This is a genomic window from Pedobacter sp. 01T416_2 (assembly GCF_056398925.1).
Window position 1 is genome coordinate 1 of sequence record NZ_JBFTQI010000031.1, and the last position, 16,476, is coordinate 16,476.

The following is a 16,476-nucleotide window of genomic DNA, read 5'->3' on the forward strand; positions in this document are numbered from 1 at the left end:
GCAGTCAATACGATATCACCGTTTTCGTCAGCAAAACCAGTTACCAAAAATTCGGACATAAATTTTCCGATCTGTTTTTTCGGAAAGTTGATCACCCCTACAATCTGTTTCCCCGGTAATTCGTCCAAAGAATAATGTTTGGTAATCTGCGCACTGCTCATTTTTATGCCGAATTCGCCAAAGTCTACCTTAACTTTATAGGCAGGCCGCCGGGCTTCTGGAAATTCGAAAGCCTCTAAAATGGTGCCTACCCTCAGTTCTACCTTTTCGAAATCATTCCAGGTAATCTCTTCCATAATTTAATTTTAATGTAACGGCAAAAATATAAATTATTAAAATAATTCAATTATAGTTTAAATTAGGAATAGCATTCAATTCAACCGATTGCATAAAATGGAATAAATGTTACAAAAATTTGCGTTTTATATTTTAACTACTATCTTTATGCAACCGTTTGCATAGCCAAATATTAAAATAATTTAAAACCATGTATTTATTAGGTATTGATTTAGGAACCTCATCTATAAAAGTTGCAGTTGTTGATGTAGCTTCACAGAAAAACATTGCGACAGCACAATACCCGGAAGAGGAAACAGCAATTAAATCTTTGCAATCGGGCTGGGCAGAACAATCACCCGATGATTGGTGGCAAAATGTTCAGCAAGCCATTCTCAAATTAAATTCGACAAGCTTATTTAATCCTAAAGAGATTAAAGCTATTGGCATTGCGTACCAAATGCATGGGCTGGTTGTAGTAGATAAAGACCAAAACGTACTTCGTGATAGTATTATTTGGTGCGATAGCAGGGCCGTTGAGTTAGGCAATGGTGCTTTTGAGGCCATTGGAGAGGAGAAATCGCTAAAACACCTGTTAAACTCTCCCGGAAACTTTACAGCCTCAAAGCTGGCCTGGGTAAAAGCAAATGAGCCAGAGATCTATAACCACATCGATAAAATAATGCTCCCGGGCGATTTCATCTCAATGAAATTAACAGGAGAAATTACAACAAGTATTTCTGCATTATCTGAAGGCATTTTCTGGGATTTTGAAAATCATGAAATTTCCAAAGATGTAATAGATTATTACGGAATCTCAGGCAACGTTATTCCGCAGGTGAAAGCTTTATTTTCCGAACACGGTTATTTAAAAGCTGATGTTGCAGAATCTCTAGGCCTCTCAGCCAGCATCCCGGTAGCCTATAAATCTGGCGATCAGCCGAACAACGCACTTTCATTAAATGTATTAAAGCCTGGAGAAGTTGCTGCAACGGCCGGAACATCAGGTGTGATATATGGGGTAAGCAACAATCTTACTTACGATAAACAATCGAGGGTGAATACCTTTGCACATGTAACCTATTCAGAAGAGAAAAAACATACCGGCGTTTTACTTTGTATCAATGGCACTGGCAGCATGTACCGTTGGGCAAAATATAATTTCGCACCACAGTCTACATATGCCGAACTGAATAATCTGGCATTAAAAGCACCAATAGGAAGCAATGGCTTAAAAGTGCTCCCCTTCGGAAACGGTGCCGAGCGGATGTTAAACAACAAATATACTGGCGCCCAGTTGTTAGGCATCGACTTAAATCTTCACAACCAATCAGATATTTTTAGGGCAGTACAAGAAGGGATTGCCTTTTCTTTCCGATATGGACTGGATATTATGAGAGAAAACGGCATGAAACCTGAAGTAATCCGTGCTGGGAAGGCCAACCTCTTTTTAAGTGATGTATTTGCACAAACTTTTGTCGACGTTACAGGCATTCCGGTAGAACTTTACGAAAACGACGGCAGTATAGGCGCAGCCTTAGGGGCTGGGATAGGGGCTGGCATCTTTAAAAGCGCAGAAGAAGCTTTTAACAACCACGAAGTAATTAAAACTTTAATCCCTCAACATTCGGCAACATACGAACCCATTTATCAGGATTGGAAAAAAATATTAGAGAAACAATTAGCAATTGGTTAATGATTGATCGTACATGGCGAGACCGACTATGAACTATTGACCAACAGACCACCAACCAAAAAACAAAATAACATGACAAAAGTAGTAACAGGAGCAAAAGAATTTTTTAAAGGCATTGAGCAGATCAAGTTTGAAGGCCTGGAAAGTGACAATCCATTAGCATTTAGATGGTATGATGCCAACAAAGTAGTAGCGGGCAAAACCATGAACGAGCATTTTAAATTTGCCTGTGCGTATTGGCATTCATTTAACGGCAATGGTGCAGATCCATTTGGCGGCGCAACGCACATTTTCCCTTGGGATGAAAAAAAAGATGCAGTAGAAAGGGCAAAAGATAAAATGGATGCGGCATTTGAATTTATCACTAAAATGCAGATCCCTTATTATTGTTTCCATGATGTGGATATGGTAGATTATAGCGACGATATTGCCGAAAACGAACGCAGATTACAGGCCCTTGTTGAGTATGCCAAGCAAAAACAAGCAGATAGCGGGGTAAAATTACTTTGGGGAACAGCGAATTTATTCAGCCATAAGCGCTACATGAATGGCGCATCTACCAATCCTGATTTCCATGTGCTGGCACACGGCGCTGCACAGGTTAAAGCTGCTTTAGATGCTACCATTGCTCTTGGTGGCGAAAATTATGTGTTCTGGGGAGGAAGAGAAGGCTATATGAGCTTATTGAACACCAACATGAAACGTGAGCAGGAACACTTGGCAAAATTCTTACATACAGCTAAAGACTATGCACGCAAACAGGGTTTCAAAGGAACATTCTTCATCGAACCGAAACCATGTGAGCCTTCTAAACATCAATATGATTACGATGCGGCAACGGTGAAAGGCTTTTTACAACAATACGATCTGCTCGCCGATTTCAAATTAAATTTAGAAGTTAACCACGCTACCTTGGCCGGCCATACTTTCCAGCATGAATTACAGGTTGCAGTAGATAATGGCTTATTAGGCTCTATCGACGCAAACCGTGGCGATTATCAAAATGGCTGGGATACCGATCAGTTCCCTAACGATATTAACGAACTAACGGAAACGATGTTGATCATTTTAGAAGGTGGTGGCTTACAGGGTGGAGGTGTAAACTTCGATGCTAAAATCCGCCGTAACTCTACAGACCCCAAAGACCTGTTCTATGCACACGTTGGCGGCATGGATATCTTCGCAAGGGCATTAATCACTGCAGATGCCATTCTTCAAAAATCTGATTACAAAAAAATAAGAACCGACCGCTATGCTTCATTTGATAGTGGAAAGGGTGCCGAATTTGAACAAGGCAAACTAAGTTTGGAAGATTTGAGAAATTATGCTGCAGAAAACGGCGAACCAGAGGTACGCAGCGGAAAGCAAGAATACCTGGAAAACTTAATTAACAGGTATATTTAATTTATTTTTATAAATGTAATCTCAGTGGTCTGTGTATTCACAGACCACGGGCATTTGATTTAATTAGAATGATCTGTGGAGACACAGACCATGGATGAAAACTGGGGCGACCTCCATTAATTTAACCCATCCGGTAGCGTGTGGAAAGTAGAATAGCTGTTAATTTTTAGCAGCCCAAATTAATAAACGTTACTTTAACACTTTTTAATTCAAAAAAAAGCTGAGATTAATTTATGATTTTACTACATTTAGATTTCTAAACCAAATAACCACTATTATATTAATGAAAAACAATTTATTGGACACGAAGGATTACATTGTATTTGCGGTGTACTTCGTTATTGTGGCTGCTTACGGTCTGTACATCTACAATAAGAAAAAATCCGCATCCACAGGCTCAAAAGATTATTTCTTAGCTGAAGGTTCACTTACATGGTGGGCAATCGGTGCATCTTTAATTGCATCGAATATTTCTGCGGAACAGTTTATCGGCATGAGCGGATCGGGCTTTAAGATGGGATTGGCAATTGCAACTTACGAGTGGATGGCTGCCCTTACCCTGGTTATTGTTGCTGTTTTTTTTATTCCGGTTTACCTGAAAAACAAGATCGCCACAATGCCGCAGTTTTTACACCAACGCTACAACGGAACCGTTGCCATGATTATGGCTGTGTTCTGGTTATTGTTGTACGTAGTGGTAAACTTAACATCAATTCTTTATTTAGGTGCTTTAGCTGTTAGCAGTATCTCTGGATTCGATTTGACTTTCTGTATGTATGCCATTGCGGCTTTTGCCATCGTAATTACACTTGGCGGGATGAAAGTAATCGGTTATACCGATGTTATTCAGGTATTTTTCTTAATTCTGGGTGGTTTGGCCACAACATACCTGGCATTAAACCTGGTTTCTACCCATTACGGAACCTCAGGTATTTTTGAAGGTTATAGCCTTATGACCTCAAAAGCATCAGAACACTTCCACATGATCTTAAAACCTGAAAATGAGAATTACATTGATTTACCKGGMTTAAGCGTRYTWGTAGGCGGTATGTGGATTGTRAACYTWAAYTATTGGGGCTGTAAYCAATACATYACKCAACGTGCTTTRGGTGCAGATTTAAAAACTGCCCGTGGGGGTATTTTGTTTGCTGCATTCTTAAAGTTATTAATGCCAATTATTGTGGTATTGCCAGGTATTGCAGCTTATGTATTGTATAAAGACGGGGCTTTCCAATCGGAAATGCTGCAGGACGGATCTGTTAATCCAGACCGTGCTTACCCGGTACTGTTAAACTTATTACCTGCCGGATTAAAAGGTTTATCGTTTGCAGCATTAACTGCAGCAGTTGTAGCCTCATTAGCTGGTAAAGCAAACAGTATTGCAACCATTTTCACACTTGATATTTACAAAAAAGTATTAAAAACCGATGCTTCTGAAAAGAACCTTGTTTTTACCGGTAAAATTGCGGTAGTTGTAGCCATGGTGTTGGGTGTTATTATTGCACCATATTTGGGTATCGATAAAAAAGGTGGATTCCAATATATCCAAGAGTACACAGGCTTTGTTTCTCCAGGTATATTTGCCATGTTCATTCTCGGTTTCTTCTGGAAAAGAGCTACTTCAAATGCAGCACTTTTTGCAACAATTGGTGGTTTCGGATTATCGTTATTGTTAAAGGTTCTTCCTACATGGACCGATCTTTCCTGGTTATCGGGAGTGGGCTTCTCGGTTAAAAATGCTGGTATTTATGAAATCCCTTTCTTAGATAGAATGGGTATTGTATTCGTATTCTGTATTATCGGTATGGTAATTATCAGCTTGTTCGAAAACAAAAACGGTGTTAATCCAAAAGGACTGGAAATTGATTCGAAAATGTTCAAAACCACAACAGGTTTCGCTGTTGGTTCTTTGATTATTATCGGCTTATTGGTAGCCCTTTACAGTATATACTGGTAGAAGATATCTTTTTATTATAATTTCTAAAGCTTTTCTGGAAACAGGAAAGCTTTTTTTGTTAAATTAAATTAGAACATGGAATTTGTTTATCTATTGTGGCACACGCATATTGATGAGAAGCTTGATGGTGGCGAGGATTTTAAACTGATCGGAGTATATACCTCCATGGAGCTTGCCGAAGCTGCACAGGCCAGAGCGGAACTTTTGGAAGGGTTTAGAGATGCAAAAGAAGGGTTTGAAATAGCTATTAACAAACTGAACAAAGATGGGTGGACTTCTGGTTTTATCACGATCATTCGTTAAATAATTTGGAAAGCAAGTGCAGCAGCAATTAGGCCAAAATCATCCTGCTCTGCGTTCTTTCTGATGAAGGATCAGAACCACTCCGATCAGGTTTAGGTGGCAGAGAAGGTGCTACTATTTGTGGTTGCAGGGCGTTGCGAAATTGCGCTCCAAACCATCAATAGCAGTAAAAGCGCTGAAAATTAGCCCTGATTGAAGTGAAAAGCCCGCATCCCGATTTTTCATCGGGAGAGGACTTGTAACGGAAAGCAGGAATGCCGTAACCGACTAGTACTGCAATTGCGCTTCAAGAAAAAACTATCTTAAAACGCTAGGCTTTCAATCTAACAATTGTATAAGCTATTTATCTAAACCATTGGTTTAGTTCGTGGAGACACGAACCAAGGTGTTTGATCCCGAAGATTCGGGACAGCATGACGACTCCTGTAGGTTTTGGATGAATTATTGCGAACAAGGTCCGTCAGGGATTTCTTTACTGATTTTAAGCACTTTCATCACCACCAGGGTAGAATCGAAATCAGGTGAAACTGTAGCCGTATCAGACTTTGCGAAATAACCTTCTAATTCTACGTATACTGGCTCGTAAGGCTTTTCGAACCCCAGGTTACTATAAGAGAGCTCTAAATTTCTTACACTGTCTTTAACCCAATACTCACGCCCATCTTCACATAAGGTAAAAGACTTCATTTCAGGGCCAAAACTATATAAACCTTTAACCGTTTTCAGATTACTTTTTTCTCCCTCGGCTTTATCGTTTCTACAAGCTGTAGCGGCTACGCCAAGGATCACAACAAATACAATTGCTTGTTTAAATAACTTCATTTTATATAGTTTGATTAATTTGATCTATCTTTTTAACACTTAAATTGGATGACAAAGCAGATGCCAAAAATGAGAAGATGCCTACAGTAACAAAAACTAAAACAAAATCCTTCCATTTTAATCCGATTGGATAAGAACTTACCAGCGTTTTATTTACTTCATCACCCATTTTGATAAAACCATAAGTGTGCTGAAAATAATAAAATATGAGGCCGATAATTAAGCCCAGCACACAGCCAGACATGGTAATCATCATTCCTTCAAATAAAAATATACGTTTGATTAATTTCTTGCCTGCGCCTAAACTGCTCAGAATGGCTACATCCTTCACTTTATCAATTACTAACATGGTTAACGACCCTATGATATTAAATATAGCAATAATCAGGATAAAAGTAAGAATAATGTATACCGCCCATTTTTCGGTGTTTAAAATGTGGTAGAGTGATTTATTTTGCTCGGCCTGATTTCTGACTTCATAATCTTTACCAGCTTTTTCGATTACCTCTTTTTGAAAATCGTCTACATCAACACCTGGCTGAAGATTGATCTCTATTGCAGACACATTTTTCTCCTCGCCTAAAAGTTCGCGGGCAAAATTCAATGGCACAATAATACCATTATCGAAATCTTGTTGCACTTCAAAAACACCACTTACCCGAATGTTCTTTACCACAAAATCGTCGGCAGGGTTTAAGCTATTTGCAGCGATATCTTTCTTTGGCGAATAAATTTCCAGCTCTGTAAAGGGATCGACAGTATTTACGGCCAAATAACTCTGCAGGGCAGAACCAATTACTGCATTATCGCCGCTTCTGTTGTGCAGTATAAAATGGCCTTCTTTTATGGTACTATCTAATTTGGTGTTCTTCAAATAGTCTAAACTTACGCCTTTAACCATTCCAACAGCTTGTTTGTTGTTGTATTTTAATAAAGCATTTTCCTGCAGCACCTCGGTAAAGGCGGCAACATCTTTATTTTTTCTGAGCTGATTGAAATAGCCTGTGTTCGGATCAAAAGTTTTCCCCTTAGCCGGTGTAATGGCAATTTGTGGGGTAATGGTATCGAACATATTCAATACTACTGTTTCTAAACCGTTAAATACCGAAAGGATAATAATCAATGCAGCGCTACCCACCATTACACCTACCATTGATATCCCCGATATCAGGTTAATGGCATTGGTAGATTTTTTGGCAAAAAGATACCTTTTGGCAATATAAAACGATGTATTCACAGCGGCAAAGATAAATAAAAGGTTGAGGGTTTTAAGGTAAAAGGCTTCAGGTTGTAAAGCCTTTAACAATTATGAACCTTTAATCCTGCTAAAAAAATGGGTTATGTTGTTTTTCAAAACCAATGCTTGTGGCTGGTCCATGGCCAGGATAAACTTTGGTTTCATCAGGTAAGACAAAAAGTTTATCGGAAATGTTTTGGATTAATTGCTGATGATTACCTCCAGGCAGATCGGTACGGCCAATACTTCCGTAAAAAAGTACATCACCACCTATTAAAATATGATCGGCTGCACTGTAAAAACACAGGTGTGCAGGCGAATGCCCCGGGGCAAAAATTAAAGTCAGTGTACTGTTACCAAAAGAAATTGTTCCTGTTTCAGGCAAAAAGGTATCGGGCAGAGGAGATATATCATAACGGGCAAAGCCCATTGACGGTGCATAACCAGGAACTGCATTTAAAATTGGCAATTCGCCCGCATGAAACTGTGGTTTTAGGCCATAGGTTTCGAACACAAATTTATTGCCGAAAACATGATCGAGATGACAATGTGTATTAAGTAATAAAACAGGTTTTAATCCCTCATTTTTAATGAAAGCCGCCAATTCATTTTGCTCAAAACCTTCGTACATGCCCGGATCGATAATGACACATTCTTTGGTTTCATCATAAAGCACATAGGTATTTTCGCTGTAGGCGTTAAATGTGAAGGTTTTTATTGTGATCATAAAAATTTTAGAAAAAATCCTGTTTCCAAAAGCAGGATGACAAAATAATAAATTAATTTTTCCACCTAAAGGTAGAAATCAAGGTATCGATATCCTTTTTAATAAATTTAACAACGGGTTCAATAGAGTCGTATTGTGGGCGTTCATTAAAATATAAAGCTCCTCTAAAATAATGTTTGGCACTATCGGTTAAAAAAAACTGAACTGATGATGCGGTATTCCCCTCTATAGCGTAATAAATGCCGTAAACTTTATGATCGGGATAATTGATGAGTTTTTGATCAATCGCACTGGCTTTTATGGTATGTTTAAAAGCCAGTTTTCGGGCATCTTCTACCATTTCATCATATTCGCCTTTACCCGAAACATCGTAATACGTTAAATGCAAAAAGCCATTAAACTGCTTAAAGTGTAAATTGTACCAATTCTTTTGGGCATCGCGGCTTTGATCTTGTTCTACCACCGCATAAGTTGGATATTTGAAAGTAAAAGGGACAGGCTTGGTAAATACAGTATAATCTTTTTTAGGGAATACAATCCTGTAGTAAGCTTTTGGCTTTGGGCTATAATCGTGGTTCTGACAAGCTGTTATAAACAAAAGCAGCACAAAGGGAAAGCAGATCAGTTGTTTTAGTTTCATAACATTTTATCAAAGATTGCGTCGTCGTTCCTCCTTGCAATGACGATAAGTTAAATTATTTATTCCAGATTGCCCAAGCTTTTTCTGCTTGTTTGTACAGCATTTCCAAACCATTCTTAATTGCTGCACCGCGCTCGGCAGCTTTAACCAAAAATGCTGTCTCCAGCGGATTGTAAACTAAATCGTAAGCTAAATACCCAGGCCCAACTAAACTGTAATCGATTTCGGGAAAGGTATCCACATTTGGCGACATCCCCAGGGGGGTAGTATTAATCAATAACTGGTGTGAGGCTAAAATCTCTGGTGTAACTTCCGAATATAGAATAGCACCCTGAACAGCCGTTCGTACCACAACCTGATATTGGATATTTAATTTCTCTAAAACGTACTTTACCGCTTTCGCCGCCCCACCATCGCCAAAAACCAGTGCTTTGCTGTGTTGCGGCCCCAACAATGGTTTTAGCGATTCTTCAAAGCCATATGCATCGGTGTTATAGCCTTTTAAATAGGTCGCACCTTCAAAACTTTTGATCGAAATACAATTTACGGCCCCAATTTTTTCTGCTGCTTCGTCTACTTCGTTTAAATAGCAAAGCACGTTAACTTTATGCGGAATCGTAACATTAAGCCCACAAAGCGATGGATTTTCACCTAGCAGATCGGGCAGTGATTTAATATCGGCAATAGGAAAAAGCTCATATTGATGATCGGCTATTCCCTCATTTTGAAATTTTTCTGTGAAATATTTTTTCGAGAAAGAATGAGAAAGTGGGTATCCGATTAAGCCGTATGTTTTCATTATTTATAAAAAAAGCAAACCTTACAGGTTTTTGAAACCTGCAAGGTTTATTTAACTATGCACCCCGCAATAGCGGGTTGAGTTATTTAGTTTGGTTCAGGAAATAATCAAAAGTATCTCCACGTAAACCTAAACGAATGGTTTCTAAAGGAATTACTTCTGCTGGCGCAATATTACCAAGGTTTACATTACTACCGATTAATTTAATAAACCAAACTTGCTGTTCTTTTTGAGGTGCTTCCCAAATAATGGTTTCTTCAGGAATCTGGGTTAAAATCTCATCAACCAATCCTTCCCGTACTTCACCGCTTCCACGGTAAATACCTACATTACCACCTTCGCGTGCTTCGGCAATTACTTTCCACGATCCCGCCTCAATTTCGGCCTGCATTAATTTAATCCACTTATATGGGGCAAATATTTTAGCGGCATCTTTACTTCCAACCTCCGAAATAACGGTTACCTGTTTAGAAAGTTCGCGGATAAACTCACATTTCTTATCGTGCTCAATTTCAATAGAACCATCAGAAACTTCTGCATATTCCATCCCATACTGGTCTAAAACACGTTGATAATCTGAAAACTGGTCACGGATGATAAAGGCCTCAAATAACGTTCCTCCGAAATAGGTAGGAATGCCTGCACTTTTATATAAAGCTAATTTTTCTTTAAGGTTTGGTGTTACGTGTGATGTTGCCCAACCTAATTTTACGATATCTGTATGTACGCCGGCAACTTCAATAAAATCTTCAACCTGGCGTAGGCTCAATCCCTTATCCATAACCATTGTTAAGCCTTTTTGGCGTGGTTTAGCTGGACGTTCGGGAACGTTTAATAATGGATAATTCATATGCGTACAAAAGTGAAAAAAATTTTGAGATTTATTTGTTAAATTTTTCTCACAAGGTCGTTACCTAATATATCTGTTTATAACGTTCAAAATGGCACTATTATCCTGCAATTGTGGCAAATATTCAAATAAAATATAGTGTTTATCGGGGTCGGTTGTTAAAGCCGTTTCCAAATATCCCAGCGCATCGCTATAATTCCCCTGGGCAAAAAGATAGGCTACCATCCGATAATACAGTTCTGCTGCTTCCGGATTATTCTTGATCGCCTCTGCCATCGTTTCTGATGCTTCCAGCAATTTTCCCTGCTCGTAAAGCACTGTACTAAAATCTAACCAGGCTTCAATATCCACAGGATTAAACTCCAATACTTTTTCATAAGCTTCGATCGATTCATCAATCTGGCCTAGTTTATAATAAGCATCAGCCATAGCGAACCAGAAATCAGGGTTCTCGGCCTCTAAATCGATTGCTTTTTTATAAAAATGCAGCGATTCGAAATAACGTTCTTCAAAATTCAGTGTAACACCGATCCCAAACCAGGCATCTGCCATTTTGGGATCCATTTTTACCGATTTTTTGTAGTAAGAACGGGCTTCGTCCATTTTCTCCAGTTTCTCGTAACATTCGCCAATGGCACAATAGGTATCGGCATTAGGCTGTTCGTATTCGAAAGTCTGTTTATAAACATCTATCGCCTCATCATATTTATCGAGCTGAACCAGCGCATTACCTTTATTGAAATACGCAGAGCTAAAATCTTCTTTGATCAGGATCGCATAATCGTAAGCATCGATCGCTTTTTCGAAAAGATTCAGCTTGTGGAAACTGTTGCCCAAATTATACCATGCCGCATATGAATACGGATCGGTATCGATGTATTGCTGATAAAACTTAATACTTTCTTCTTGTTTATCTAACACATCGTAACAGAAAGCCAGCTCATATAAACCATCCTGGTTCTCCATATTCTGCTCTAAACTGAGTTTAATATAGGTAATGGCGCTTTCATAATCACTCATGCTCTGGTAAACATAAGCCATCTGTAATAAAATCTCATCGGTACTTTCAGCCAGCCCTAAAGCTTTCTCATAATTTTCCAAAGCCTCGTCAAAACGTTCGGTATTTTGAAAAATATTACCGCGGAGCAAATAAATATCTGGTTCTGACGGCTCTAAAAGCTCAGCCTTTTGCAAGGCAATAAAAGCCTTTTCGTTATTGTTGGTTAAAATGTAAAGATGAGCCTGTTTGATTAAAAACACTGTTGCATAAGGGTGCTGACTGATTGCAAAATCAACAACCTGCAAAGCTTTGACCGGATCATTTTTCTCAATGTAGAAATCTACAATGTATTCGAATGCCCCTGCATCGAAGAAATACTGATCCTGGTTGCGGAGCATTTCTTCGTAACGTTCTACCGAGCGTTGTGCATCTTCGTTGGATTCAAAAAAGAATTCTTCTTCCATATATTATACTATTAAAGAACCGTGCCAATTAGCAGAAAAACACATTATAAGTTTACAAGTTTTAATTATCCGTTTTTAAAATAATTATTAACATCAACTGGCGAAAACAGCGTAAATAGCTGACTATAAAGCGTATTGACTGTGATTAAGATGTGTGGATAATCGATAGATTTTTTGCAACATCGCGGTTCCTTTTCCCTTCTTTGACAAAAATACTATAAATTTATGGTATATACGTAATTAAGAAGTCATGAAAGGATTAGTCATTTTTGCCCTGTTTTTATTAGGTTTTGCTACAAATACCTTTGCGCAAAGCGATGAAGAAAGTGCCGTCAAAAAAATTATAAATAACCTTTTTACCGGTATGAAGACTGAAGACAGCACTTTAACAAGAACCGCCTTTGCACCTGCAGCGATTATGCAAACCATAGTTAACAAAGAAGGTAAGGTGAATATACGCACGGAATCTGTTAACGACTTTATCAAATTTATCGGCACTCCACACCAGGAAAAATACGATGAGCGTATTGTGTTTACCAAAATATTAATCGATGGTCCTTTGGCTTCTGTTTGGACAGACTATAAATTTTATCTGGGCGAAAAATTTAGTCATTGTGGGGTAAATTCCTTTCAGCTGGTAAAAGGAGACAAGGGCTGGCAAATTGTTTATATTATTGATACCAGGAGAAAAGAGGGATGTAATCCTTAAAGGCCAAATAGCCAGCTTTGGCAGATTGTAAAAGAACGATCGTCATTCCCACACAGGTGGGAATCTTAAAGCTCACTGCATTAAGATTCCCAATCAAGTTGGGAATGACGCATCGACACATAACTATGTTAATTATTATTCTTTCTCTAAATCAGCTGCGCCTTTTTTAAATAATTCGGCCTGTTTGCTCAGGTTTGTTTTAGCCTCTCCGCTTACTGCGGCAGCTTGTTGTGTTTTAGCCTGCGCAGCTGCAGTATAAGCACCCGCAAGTTGCTTGTTTAAATAAGATTGTAATTTTAATCTTTCAATGGCGCCAGCAATGTTTTTAATACCTTTTTCGGTAACTACAGGATTATTGTTGGCTCTCAGATACTGAAAATATTGGCCAACCACTGCAAAAACACTATTCCTATCGCCTGTAAGCATAATGTTATCATAAAATGCCTGATATTCATCTTTTGGTTCGTCGATATATAACGTTGCAATAGAAGGTGCTATATGCGCTTTCGTATCTTCATCTAACGATGCTAAAGCCGCAATGCTCTCTTGTGGGGCCAGTTTGGCTAAACCATCAACACCGGCAGCAATTACCTTGTACGACCTATCTTTTAAGCTTTCTAACACTAAAGTTTTATAAGCCTGATCGCCAGTTTCAGCCAATTTCACAATTGCAGCTGATCTTGCTTCGGTATTTTTATCTGTTTTGGCCATCTGAAGTAAAACCGGTAAAGCTGCTGCTTTAATCTGAGCATCATCCAGGTTAATCCCATCAATGCTTAAAGCGCGTAAATCTGCCGATTTATCCTTTAAACCTTCTAGCAACACCAGCTGGCCGCTTTTGGCTTTGCTCTGCATAATAAACTGCAGGGCTTCGATTCTATTGGCATAGCTAGGCGCATTTTTGTATTGAAAATAATAGTTTTCAGCAGTTTTATTATCATTGGTTTCGCCCACTAAAATTTTATCTACATCAAAATCGATTAAATCGGGTTTAGCACTCACCTCGAAACTAAAGTTCTGCTCTCGGCTATTGATCAGAATTTCCTTTCTGATTTTTTTACCTCCTGCATAAATATCAATTTTGATCGGCAGTGTAAAGATCTGCACGCTCGAATCTTGTGTTTGTTTAACCTTAATTGTTGCCTTGCCGTTTTCGTAACCATAATCAATACTTAAAACCGGGTGACCACCATTGTAATACCACTGATTAAAATAAGGGCTCCAGTCTTTTCCGGTAACCTCTTCCATAGCCAAACGCAATTGGTGTGTTTCGCCATTTTTAAAGGCATTGGTGGTGAGGYAACGGTTAAGTGATTTGTAGAAAGCGGCATCGCCCATTTGATTTTTTAGGGCATATAAAATAATCGATCCTTTAGCATAGCTGATGTTATCGAACATATCTTCCTTGTCGCCATAATAAAAGCGGGCTAAAACAGGGCTTTCTCCTTTTTTGGTCGATCCTAAATAAGATTGTAATTTATCGTAACGTGATTTGTCTTCTGCATCTTGCCCGGCATCATGTCCGTGCCAGATCACTTCACCAAAGGTGGCAAAAGATTCGTTCATGGTTAAGTTAGACCACGACTCTGCGGTCACATAATCACCAAACCATTGGTGAAAAAGTTCATGTGCAATGGTTCCTTCTTCATTTTCATCCAATAACTCGCGATCTGTTTTCTGTACCTGTTCGCCGTGTAATGTAGCCGTAGTATTTTCCATTGCGCCCGAAACGTAATCTCTGGCTACCACCTGCGCATATTTGTTCCATGGATAATCTACACCTAACAAATTGCTGTAAAACTGGATCATATCAGGTGTTTTGCCAAAAATCTGCTTGGCATAGGGCGCAAATTTTGGCTCCAGGTAATAACTTACTTCCTTACTTTTATAGGTATCTTTTGTGATTTTGAATTCGCCTACTGCCATCATAAATAAATATGGCGAATGTGGCAGATCCATTTTCCAGGTATCGGTCCTTGTTCCATCTGCATTGGCTTTCTGGCTCACTAATTTTCCGTTAGAAAGCGTTGTGTATTTCGATTTTACCGTTATCGAAATCTCTTCGGTAGTTTTCTGATCAGGTTTATCGATAGTTGGAAACCAAGCCGAAGATGATTCAGTTTCACCCTGTGTCCAGATCTGTGTTGGTTTGTTTTTATCGGTACCATCTGGGTTGATAAAATATAAACCTTTAGCATCGGTTATGGCAGCACTCCCCTTTACTTTCAATTCATCGGGTTTAGCGGTGTAAGCAATATACACTGTATACTTTTCGGTATTGGTGTACTTTTTATTTAGGGTGATATAAAGCTTATTATCTTTATAGACATATTTAAGCGGGGTATTTCCTTTTGCGCCAACCAATGCAATGGTTTTAATATCCATTCCCTGCGCATCGAGGGTTAAAGAGTCGGTAGCATAAAAATGAGGTTTTAAAGTAACCCACTCTTTACCGTATAGGTATCGCTTTGCATAATCAAAAGATACATCGAGTTTGGTATGAACCAGATCGTTAACTTTAGTTGCAGTTACACGGTAAACATTTAAGTTGTTCGATTTTTCTACGGGCTGATCCTGTGCAAAAAGTGGATTAGCCGTAAAAGCAGAAGCCAGCATCACACCACAGGCAATAATTTTTTTATTCATTTTTATGTTTCTACAAATTAGTTTTATTTTGAACACTGATGTTTGTGTTAAAGTAAAAACGCAAATGTAGCTCCCTTTCTTTTGTTTTTTACAAACACATTGAAATATTAATTAGTTGCTACGGGCTTTAAAATGTAACCTTTAAGCTGCAACCCTTTTATTAAACCTTCAGCACCAACTAAATGTCCCGCTCCAACCACAATAAATAACGATTGCTTCTGCATTAGGGCTGGCAGCTGATCTAACCATCTTTTATTTCGGTTTTTTAAGAGCTCGGTCATAAATTCTTTGTTTTCCTTGTCTTGATTTTTAAAGAGTTCAGTTAATTTGTCTATATCCTGAGTGATGTAATAAGTTTTCAGTTCCTCCATTTTTTGTTTGCTTTTATCTACTTCTCGGATCGATTTTAGCAATGCTTTCTTTTGTTTTTGCAGATCACTATCAAATAAAAGTGCCCCCTGATATTCGGCTGTTTCCAAACCATATAAAGATTTTCCATTTTTTTTGGCATATTTCTGAAAGCTCTCATCCATACCTTTACCTATATCTTTTAACATATGTGGGTTCTCAAAAAGGATCATTGTTATTGCTACCACTGCGGGCTTGAAATTGTTCAGTTGCTTTAATTCAAAACCTGGTTGTTTGCTTTTGAAATAATCTTCTACTTCCTTATATTCTGACATTGTTAATAAACTATCCAGTGTATTATTTTTCATCACTAAAAAAGGTGCCATTTTAGTTTGCATAGTACTATCCATTACAATTTCGCCCACTACTGCGTCTGTAGCTTTAAACTTTTCCTGCAGAACCTTCATCGTATCTGCAAATTTAGCCCCTATTAAATGATGGGTGCCAAATAGATAGGATGGCTTTTTTAGTCCATTACCAGAAATTTCCCACAAGAGCGAGTTAGTCGCCTTTTTTGTTTGTGCCGAAAGGGTAATAC

Annotated in this window: 15 protein-coding genes; 5 read left to right on the forward strand and 10 right to left on the reverse strand. The window is 38.5% G+C overall.

Annotation, left to right across the window (positions count from 1 at the left end; genetic code table 11):
• A partial coding sequence (locus AC1DPQ_RS02765) for a tRNA-binding protein (protein ID WP_477607833.1) occupies positions 1-296 on the reverse strand: 296 nt, incomplete at its 3' end.
• 191 nt (positions 297-487) lie between these two features.
• Between AC1DPQ_RS02765 and AC1DPQ_RS02770 the strand changes: the two genes are divergently transcribed.
• From AC1DPQ_RS02770 to AC1DPQ_RS02785, 4 genes are all read left to right on the forward strand, one after another.
• Entirely contained in the window at positions 488-1,972 is a 1,485-nt protein-coding gene (locus tag AC1DPQ_RS02770; RefSeq protein WP_477579032.1) for a xylulokinase, read from the forward strand.
• 72 nt (positions 1,973-2,044) lie between these two features.
• Entirely contained in the window at positions 2,045-3,376 is a 1,332-nt protein-coding gene (gene xylA / locus AC1DPQ_RS02775) for a xylose isomerase (protein ID WP_477579030.1), read from the forward strand.
• A gap of 283 nt (positions 3,377-3,659) precedes the next feature.
• Positions 3,660-5,333, forward strand: coding sequence for a sodium/sugar symporter (locus AC1DPQ_RS02780; protein WP_477607834.1), 1,674 nt, complete (start codon positions 3,660-3,662; stop codon positions 5,331-5,333).
• A gap of 75 nt (positions 5,334-5,408) precedes the next feature.
• Positions 5,409-5,636 (forward strand): DUF7336 domain-containing protein, encoded by a 228-nt coding sequence (locus tag AC1DPQ_RS02785; RefSeq protein ID WP_477579026.1) that lies wholly within the window; start codon positions 5,409-5,411, stop codon positions 5,634-5,636.
• Positions 5,637-6,077: 441 nt separating this feature from the next.
• On the opposite strand, the gene AC1DPQ_RS02790 is transcribed toward AC1DPQ_RS02785, so the two are convergent.
• The 7 genes from AC1DPQ_RS02790 to AC1DPQ_RS02820 all read right to left on the reverse strand — a co-directional run bounded on the left by AC1DPQ_RS02790 (position 6,078) and on the right by AC1DPQ_RS02820 (position 12,175).
• Positions 6,078-6,458 (reverse strand): hypothetical protein, encoded by a 381-nt coding sequence (locus AC1DPQ_RS02790; RefSeq protein ID WP_477607836.1) that lies wholly within the window; start codon positions 6,456-6,458, stop codon positions 6,078-6,080.
• A 1-nt stretch (position 6,459) separates the two neighbouring features.
• Positions 6,460-7,695: an ABC transporter permease gene (locus AC1DPQ_RS02795; RefSeq protein WP_230143302.1), complete on the reverse strand. Its 1,236-nt coding sequence runs from the start codon at positions 7,693-7,695 to the stop codon at positions 6,460-6,462.
• A gap of 88 nt (positions 7,696-7,783) precedes the next feature.
• Positions 7,784-8,422 carry an MBL fold metallo-hydrolase gene (locus tag AC1DPQ_RS02800; RefSeq protein WP_477584656.1) on the reverse strand — a complete coding sequence of 213 codons (639 nt, stop codon included), beginning with the start codon at positions 8,420-8,422 and terminating at the stop codon, positions 7,784-7,786.
• Positions 8,423-8,474: 52 nt separating this feature from the next.
• Positions 8,475-9,062 carry a gliding motility lipoprotein GldD gene (gldD, locus tag AC1DPQ_RS02805; RefSeq protein WP_477607837.1) on the reverse strand — a complete coding sequence of 196 codons (588 nt, stop codon included), beginning with the start codon at positions 9,060-9,062 and terminating at the stop codon, positions 8,475-8,477.
• A gap of 55 nt (positions 9,063-9,117) precedes the next feature.
• Complete coding sequence (locus tag AC1DPQ_RS02810) at positions 9,118-9,861, reverse strand: shikimate dehydrogenase family protein (RefSeq protein WP_477584658.1); 744 nt, start codon at positions 9,859-9,861, stop codon at positions 9,118-9,120.
• Positions 9,862-9,943: 82 nt separating this feature from the next.
• The gene (locus AC1DPQ_RS02815) at positions 9,944-10,711 is read right to left on the reverse strand and encodes a phosphosulfolactate synthase (RefSeq protein ID WP_131029432.1); all 768 of its coding nucleotides are present in this window, start codon (positions 10,709-10,711) and stop codon (positions 9,944-9,946) included.
• A 60-nt stretch (positions 10,712-10,771) separates the two neighbouring features.
• Complete coding sequence (locus AC1DPQ_RS02820) at positions 10,772-12,175, reverse strand: tetratricopeptide repeat protein (RefSeq protein WP_477607839.1); 1,404 nt, start codon at positions 12,173-12,175, stop codon at positions 10,772-10,774.
• 250 nt (positions 12,176-12,425) lie between these two features.
• Here AC1DPQ_RS02820 and AC1DPQ_RS02825 point away from each other — a divergent pair, with 250 nt between their 5' ends.
• Positions 12,426-12,884, forward strand: a complete 459-nt coding sequence (locus tag AC1DPQ_RS02825; protein ID WP_477583099.1) for a nuclear transport factor 2 family protein — start codon at positions 12,426-12,428, stop codon at positions 12,882-12,884.
• 135 nt (positions 12,885-13,019) lie between these two features.
• Here the strand turns inward: AC1DPQ_RS02825 and AC1DPQ_RS02830 are convergent, their stop codons facing one another.
• Positions 13,020-15,530: a M1 family aminopeptidase gene (locus AC1DPQ_RS02830; RefSeq protein WP_477607841.1), complete on the reverse strand. Its 2,511-nt coding sequence runs from the start codon at positions 15,528-15,530 to the stop codon at positions 13,020-13,022.
• 107 nt (positions 15,531-15,637) lie between these two features.
• Positions 15,638-16,476: TraB/GumN family protein (locus tag AC1DPQ_RS02835; RefSeq protein ID WP_477607843.1), on the reverse strand; the 839-nt coding region annotated here is incomplete at its 5' end.